Source organism: Pseudomonas sp. HMSC063H08, from assembly GCF_001813645.1.
Lineage (GTDB): Bacteria > Pseudomonadota > Gammaproteobacteria > Pseudomonadales > Pseudomonadaceae > Pseudomonas > Pseudomonas aeruginosa.
Genome location: NZ_KV813561.1, coordinates 1 through 7,382, shown reverse-complemented (window position 1 = coordinate 7,382; position 7,382 = coordinate 1). Strand labels below are relative to the sequence as shown.

Sequence of the window (7,382 nt, the reverse complement as noted above, 5' to 3'; positions counted from 1 at the left end):
TTCTGCGCCACGCTCATGTGCGGGAACAGCGCATAGGACTGGAACATCATGTTGATCGGCCGCTCGTAGGGCGGCAGGTCGGTGATGTCCTGGCCATCGAGGAAGATCCGCCCCTCGGTGGGCCGCTCGAAACCGGCGAGCATGCGCAACAGGGTGGATTTACCCGAGCCGGAGCCGCCGAGCAGGGCGAAGATCTCGCCCTTGTTGATGGTCAGGGACACGGTGTCCACCGCCAGCGTCTCGTCGAACTGCTTGGTTACCCGGTCGATCTTTACCAGCACCTCTTTCGGCTGCTGGTTGCCCTCTAGGGCTTTCTTGTAGGCACCGGAGGCTATCGCCATTACCACAACTCCCAAGTCGTTGAGCCCGGTCACGCTACCGGGCGGAATTTGAACTTATTTGCCGGTCTTGATCCGGGTCCAGGTACGGGTCTGCAGGCGCAGCACCTTGGCCGGCAACACGGCGGAAACGTAGAGCTTGTCGAGCACGGCCTGCGGCGGATACACCTCCTCGCTGTCGCTGACGCTCTTGTCCATCAGCGGGCGGGCCCCCGGTATCGCGTTGGCGTAGCCGACGTAGTCGCTGACCTTGGCGATCACCTCCGGACGCAGCAGGTAGTCGATGAACGCGTAGGCGTTATCGGCGGCCTTGGCATCGGCGGGAATCGCCATCAGGTCGAACCACAGGTTGGCGCCTTCCTTGGGAATCACGTACTGGATGTCGATGCCCTTGCCGGCCTCTTCGGCGCGGGCAGCGGCCTGGAAGACGTCCCCGGAATAGCCGAAGGCGACGCAGATGTTGCCGTTGGCCAGGTCGGAGATGTACTTGGAGGAGTGGAAGTAGCTGACGTAGGGGCGAACCTTGGTCAGGACTTCCTCGGCCTTCTTGTAGTCCTTCGGGTCGTGGGTGTTGGGGTCCAGCCCCAGGTAGTTGAGGGCGGCGGGCAGCATCTCGTCGCCGCTGTCCATGAAGGCTACGCCGCACTTGGCGAGCTTCTTCATGTTCTCCGGCTCGAAGAGGATGGCCCAGGAGTCGATCGGCTGGTCGCCGAGGACTTCCTTGACCTTGGCCACGTTGTAACCGATGCCGTTGGTGCCCCACAGGTAGGGAACCGCGTACTGGTTGCCCGGGTCGCTGACCTCCAGCTGCTTGAGCAGCGTCGGATCGAGGTTCTTCCAGTTCGGCAGCTTGCTCTTGTCCAGCTTCTGGAAGGCACCGGCCTGGATCTGCTTGCCGAGGAAGTTGTTCGACGGCACCACGATGTCGTAACCGGAGTGGCCGGAGACCAGCTTGCCCTCGAGGGTCTCGTTGGAGTCGAAGACGTCGTAGCTGACCTCGATCCCGCTCTCCTTGGTGAAGTCCTTGAGGGTGGTGGGAGCGATGTAATCGGTCCAGTTATAGATGTGCAGGCTCTTCTTCTCCGCCTGCACGGGGCCCGCGATCGCCGTAGCCAGAGCGGCTACCAGCAGTGTCTTGCCAATGGAATGTTGCATGTCCGACTCCTGTTCCGGGCCTTTTCACGGCAGCACCCTGCCTGTTCGACCCGTGTTCTTCAAGTGCCGATGTAAGCCCAGATCACTCGGGTTTCATGACAACCCGACGATTCCGCCGGGAAACATGAGTGAGCTGGGTTCCCTACCGGCGTGTTGGTTTCAGGTTTTCCGGGCCCTCGGCCCCGGTGCGAGCGACACGACCGGCCCCGGCGCGGCAGATTGGCGCAGCGCCCATGGCAGCGTCTTCGTCGTCGATACTGCGTCCGGTCGTCGGGCCCCCAGGAGGAAGCGTCTGGACGAACGGGCAAAAGAGTCGAACCTCTTCGCAGGGGAGCGTGGCCGGAGGAAGCCCGGCCGCGTTCCGGTTCTCTCGTGCCGGAGCGCCGGCGGCTTCAGGCGCCGCCGGGCTCCTCGCGGATCACTTGCCGGACTTGATCTTGGTCCAGCTGCGGGTCATCGCCCGCTGGGTCTTGGCCGGCAGGTCGGGGAAGGTATACAGCTTCTTCATGACCTCTTCGCTCGGGTAGATGCCCGGGTCGTTGCGGATCGCCTCGGACACCAGCGGGGTGGCCGCCGCGTTGCCGTTGGGGAACTGAACCACGTCGGTGATCTCGGCCATGATTTCCGGCTTCATCAGGAAGTTGACGAAGGCCAGGGCGCCCTCGGTGTTCTCGGCGTCCTTGGGAATGGCGACCATGTCGAAGAAGCTGCCGGCGCCTTCCTTGGGAATGTTGTACTTGACGGTGACCTTGTTCTTCGCCTCTTCGGCGCGGGACTTGGCCTGGTAGATGTCGCCGGAGTAGCCGATGGCGACGCAGATGTTGCCGTTGGCCAGGTCGGAAATGTACTTCGACGAGTGGAAGTAGGTGACGTAGGGACGGATCTTCAGGAACAGCTCTTCGGCCGCCTTGAGTTCCTTGGGATTGTCGGTGTCCGGCTTGTAGCCGAGATAGTGCAGGGCCGCCGGGAGAATCTCGGTCGGCGAGTCGAGGAAGCTGACGCCGCACTGCTTCAGCTTCTGGATGTTCTCCGGCTTGAATACCAGGTCCCAGGAATCCACCGGCGCATTGTCGCCGAAGGCCGCCTTGACCTTGTCCGGGTTGTAGCCGATGCCGATGGTGCCCCACATGTAGGGAATCGCATGCTCGTTGCCCGGGTCGCTGACTTCTAGGGTGTGCATCAGGTCCTTGTTCAGGTTCTTCCAGTTCGGCAGCTTGGACTTGTCGAGCTTCTGGTAGACCCCGGCCTTGATCTGCTTGGCGAGGAAGGAGTTGGACGGCACCACCACGTCGTACCCGGACTTGCCCGCCAGCAACTTGGCTTCCAGCACTTCGTTGCTGTCGTAGACGTCGTAGACGACCTTGATCCCGGTTTCCTTGGTGAACTTCTCCAGGGTGTCCGGCGCGATGTAGTCGGACCAGTTGTAGACGTGCAGTACCTTGTTGTCCGCAGCCTGCGCCATACCGGCCACAGAGCCCGCCAAGGTCAGGGCGAGCAGGGTCTTACCGAAACGTTTCATCATGCGGGGTAGCTCCATTTTTGTTGAAGTATCCGGGCGGTGGCGCAACCGATCGCGTCACCACCCGGTGAGCCTGGCCAACGCACTGGCGCAGTCTGGCAAAAGTCCGCTCAGGGACTCAAGCCAGGACGGCGGCGGCGGTCTGATCGAGGCACTTGCGCGCCAGGGTGATCAACTCATCGATCTGCGACGGATCGATCACCAGCGGCGGCGAGATAATCATAGTGTCGCCCACCGCGCGCATGATCAAACCGTTGCGGAAACAATGTTCCCGGCACAGCATCCCGACGCCCTTGTCGGTGAAACGCTCGCGGGTCTTCTTGTTCTTGACCAGCTCCAGGGCGGCGACCATGCCGACCCCGCGCGCTTCGCCCACCAACGGGTGGTCGGCCAGCTCCTGCCAGCGTTTCTGCAAATACGGTGCCGTTTCCGCCTTCACCTTCTCGATGATCTTCTCTTCGCGCAGGATGCGGATGTTCTCCAGGGCCACGGCGGCCGCCACCGGGTGACCGGAATAGGTGAAGCCGTGGTAGAACTCGCCGCCCTGGTTGAGCACTTCGACGATCTCGTCGCGCACCACCACCCCGCCCATGGGGATGTAGCCGGAGGTGAGGCCCTTGGCGATCGGCATCAGGTCCGGGGCGTTGCCGTAGTACTGGCTGCCGAACCACTCGCCGGTACGGCCGAAGCCGCAGATCACTTCGTCGGCGATGAACAGGATGTCGTACTTGGCGAGGATCTCGCGGATCTTCGGCCAGTAGGTGTCCGGCGGGACGATCACGCCGCCGGCGCCCTGGATCGGCTCGGCGATGAAGGCGGCGACGTTTTCCTCGCCCACTTCGAGAATCTTCTTCTCCAGCTGCTCGGCGGCCCAGACGCCGAACTCGTCCGGCGACATGTCGCCGCCCTCGCCGTACCAGTAGGGCTGGGCGATGTGGACGATGCCCGGGATGGGGAAATCACCCTGCTCATGCAACGCCTTCATGCCGCCCAGGCTGACGCCGGCGACGGTGGAGCCGTGGTAGCCGTTCCAGCGGCCGATCACCACTTTCTTCTGCGGCTGGCCCTTGGTCGCCCAATAGTGGCGGACCATACGCAGCACGGTGTCGTTGGCCTCGGAGCCGGAGCCGGTGAAGAACACGTGGTTCATGCCTTCCGGAGCGACGTCGGCGATCGCCTTGGCCAGCTCGACCACCGGCGGGTGGGCGGTCTGGAAGAACAGGTTGTAGAACGGCAACTCGCGCATCTGCCGGGTGGCGGCCTGGACCAGCTCCTCGCGGCCGTAGCCGACGTTGACGCACCAGAGGCCGGCCATCGCATCGAGGATCTTGTTGCCCTCGCTGTCCCAGATATAGACGCCTTCGGCCTTGGTGATGATCCGCGCGCCCTTCTCGTTCAACTGCTTGTAGTCGGTGAACGGCGGCAGATGGTGGTCGCGGCTCAACGCCTGCCACTCACGGGTCTTGGCGTTGGTGATTTGGCTGTTCATGTCACACCTCTTCTATTCAAGACTGTCCGGGAGCGGCGGACCACGCCGGCCGCCCCCGGTCAGGATCAAACGGAAAGCAGGAGGAATTCCCGCTCCCAGGAGCTGATTACCCGCTTGAAATTCTCGTGCTCCGCGCGCTTCACCGCGACGTAGCCGCTGATGAACTTGCTGCCGAGATACTGCTCGAGGGGCTTGCAGTTCTCCATGCGCTCCAGCGCCGCTTCGATCGTCAGCGGCAGGCGCAGGTTGCGGCGTTCATAGCCGCGACCTTTGACCTGGGCGCTCGGCTTGATGCCTTCGACCATGCCGATGTAGCCGCACAGCAGGCTGGCAGCCAGCGCCAGGTAAGGGTTGGCGTCGGCGCCGGCGAGACGGTTCTCGACCCGGCGGTTCTCCGGGCTGGAGTCCGGCACGCGCAGGCCGACGGTACGGTTCTCTTCGCCCCACTCGACGTTCACCGGCGCCGAGGTATCGGGCAGGAAGCGGCGGAACGAGTTCACGTTGGGCGCGAACAGCGGCAGCACTTCCGGGATGAACTTCTGCAGGCCGCCGATATGGTGCAGGAACAGCTCGCTCATGGTGCCGTCGGCATTGGAGAAGATGTTCTTGCCGGTCTTCACGTCGACGATGCTCTGGTGCAGGTGCATCGCGCTGCCCGGCTCGCCGGTCATCGGCTTGGCCATGAAGGTCGCGGCGACGTTGTGCTTGAGCGCGGCCTCGCGCATGGTGCGCTTGAACACCAGGATCTGGTCGGCCAGGTCGAGGGCGTCGCCATGACGGAAGTTGATCTCCATCTGCGCGGTGCCTTCCTCGTGGATCAGCGTATCCAGGTCAAGGCCCTGGGCCTCGCACCAGTCGTACATGTCCTCGAACAGCGGGTCGAACTCGTTGGCGGCGTCGATGGAGAACGACTGGCGCCCGGTTTCCTGGCGTCCGGAGCGGCCCACCGGGGCCTGCAGCGGATAGTCGGGGTCGTCGCTGCGCTTGGTCAGGTAGAACTCCATCTCTGGCGCCACGATCGGCCGCCAGCCCTTGTCGGCATACATCTTCAACACGCGCTTGAGGATGTTGCGCGGCGACAGCTCGATGGGATTGCCGAGCTTGTCGAAGGTGTCGTGGATCACCATCGCGGTGGGCTCGATGGCCCAGGGGACGAGGAACACGGCATTCTCGTCCGGGCGGCAGACCATATCGATGTCGGCCGGGTCGAGCAGGTCGTAGTAAATATCGTCTTCCACGTAGTCGCCGGTGACGGTCTGCAGCAGAACGCTCTCCGGCAGGCGCATGCCCTTTTCCGCGATGAATTTGTTGGTCGGCGAGATCTTGCCGCGGGCGATGCCTGTCAGATCGGAAATCAGGCATTCCACTTCGGTGATCTTGCGTTCCTTCAGCCAGCTGGTCAGCTGGTCTAACTTGGTAGTCATAAAGACCTCAGGGTTGAGAGTCCGGCCCCAACAGCCGGACTCAACGTTGCCCCGCCCTCTTGCTGCAGGCCTTACCGAAAGCCTGGAAGATAGCGAGATAGTTGGGGTTCGTCAGAACCTGCCACTCCGGGTGCCATTGCACACCAAGAGCGAAGGCTTTTGCACCTTCTACGGAGATGGCTTCGACCAACCCGTCAGGCGCCAGTGCTTCTACTCGAAGGCCCGGCGCCAGACGATCAACGCCCTGGCCATGGATGGAATTGACCTGGAACTCGCTCGGCAAGCCGATACCGGCGAGCACTCCGCCCGGCTGCACATGCATGGCATGGCGCGGCGCGTACTGAACCTCGAGCGGCTGGTCGGCCGGCTCGCGGTGGTCCATGAAGGTTCCGACCTCGTGCACCTTCTGGTGCAGGCTGCCGCCGAAAGCCACGTTCATTTCCTGGAAACCGCGGCAGATGCCGAGGACCGGAATGCCGGCGTCGATGGCGGCGCGGACCAGCGGCAGCGTGGTGGCGTCGCGGTCGGAGTCGTGGAGGGTGCCGGGCTCGCTCGCCGGTCCACTATAATGACGGGGCTCGACGTTCGACGGCGAGCCAGTGAAGAGCAAGCCGTCGACGCTGTCCAGCAGGGCTGCCTGGTCGATCGACTCGCCCAGCGCAGGAATGATCAGCGGGAGACCGCCAGCGCCGTTGACGACGGCACGCAGATATTTGTCGCCGGCAATGTGGTAGGGATGAAGACCGATCTGCTTGGTGCAGGCGGTGACGCCGATTAACGGCAGGCGAGACATGAGACACCCGTTGTTTGTAGATGTTATGGGGTTTGACCGAGCTTAGCGTTGTTCATTTTTTTACACAATAGGCCTGTAAAAAATTGAACACGCACTCCTGAACACCCTTCGACGCGAGGTTTTTTTCGGCTTTTCGTCCGGCGAAAATGCCCTGAAAACGGCCTCAACGCCCCACAAGAGGGCGTTTTTGGCGGCTATTGACATCCCACAGGCTTTCGGATTGACTCATAGCCTACCCCCCGCATGATTGAAATTTTTAACAAAAAAGGTGTTGCATCATGTCGGTACCCCAGCGTGCCGTTCAGCTCACTGAACCGAGCGAGTTCCTCAAGGAACATCCCGAGGTCCAGTTCGTCGACCTCCTTATTGCAGACATGAATGGCGTGGTTCGCGGCAAGCGGATCGAACGCAACAGTCTGAACAAAGTCTTCGAAAAAGGTATCAATCTCCCCGCTTCCCTGTTCGCCCTCGATATCACCGGCTCCACCGTAGAGAGTACCGGCCTGGGTCTCGACATCGGCGACGCCGACCGGATCTGCTACCCGATCCCCGGCACCCTCTCCATGGAACCCTGGCAGAAGCGCCCGACCGCGCAACTGCTGATGACCATGCACGAACTGGAAGGCGAGCCGTTCTTCGCCGACCCCCGCGAAGTCCTGCGCCA

General features: G+C 62.5%; 5 protein-coding genes and 2 pseudogenes. 1 reads left to right on the top strand and 6 read right to left on the bottom strand.

What is annotated here, in order from left to right; translation table 11 throughout:
• The 6 genes and pseudogenes from HMPREF2924_RS25100 to HMPREF2924_RS25075 form a co-directional block, all read right to left on the bottom strand.
• Positions 1-341, bottom strand: a pseudogene (locus HMPREF2924_RS25100) (ATP-binding cassette domain-containing protein); the annotation flags it as partial.
• A gap of 54 nt (positions 342-395) precedes the next feature.
• Positions 396-1,493: a spermidine-binding protein SpuE gene (spuE, locus tag HMPREF2924_RS25095; RefSeq protein WP_003128861.1), complete on the bottom strand. Its 1,098-nt coding sequence runs from the start codon at positions 1,491-1,493 to the stop codon at positions 396-398.
• Positions 1,494-1,911: 418 nt separating this feature from the next.
• Positions 1,912-3,015 (bottom strand): putrescine-binding protein SpuD, encoded by a 1,104-nt coding sequence (gene spuD / locus HMPREF2924_RS25090; RefSeq protein WP_003084299.1) that lies wholly within the window; start codon positions 3,013-3,015, stop codon positions 1,912-1,914.
• Between the two features lie 115 nt (positions 3,016-3,130).
• Positions 3,131-4,501, bottom strand: a complete 1,371-nt coding sequence (spuC, locus tag HMPREF2924_RS25085) for a putrescine--pyruvate aminotransferase (protein WP_003084297.1) — start codon at positions 4,499-4,501, stop codon at positions 3,131-3,133.
• A 65-nt stretch (positions 4,502-4,566) separates the two neighbouring features.
• On the bottom strand, positions 4,567-5,925 hold the full coding sequence (locus HMPREF2924_RS25080) for a glutamine synthetase family protein (RefSeq protein ID WP_003084290.1): 1,359 nt from the start codon (positions 5,923-5,925) through the stop codon (positions 4,567-4,569).
• Positions 5,926-5,965: 40 nt separating this feature from the next.
• Positions 5,966-6,718 carry a gamma-glutamyl-gamma-aminobutyrate hydrolase family protein gene (locus tag HMPREF2924_RS25075; RefSeq protein ID WP_003112938.1) on the bottom strand — a complete coding sequence of 251 codons (753 nt, stop codon included), beginning with the start codon at positions 6,716-6,718 and terminating at the stop codon, positions 5,966-5,968.
• A gap of 278 nt (positions 6,719-6,996) precedes the next feature.
• On the opposite strand from HMPREF2924_RS25075, the pseudogene HMPREF2924_RS25070 reads away from it, so the two are divergent.
• A pseudogene (locus tag HMPREF2924_RS25070) lies at positions 6,997-7,382 on the top strand (glutamine synthetase); the annotation flags it as partial.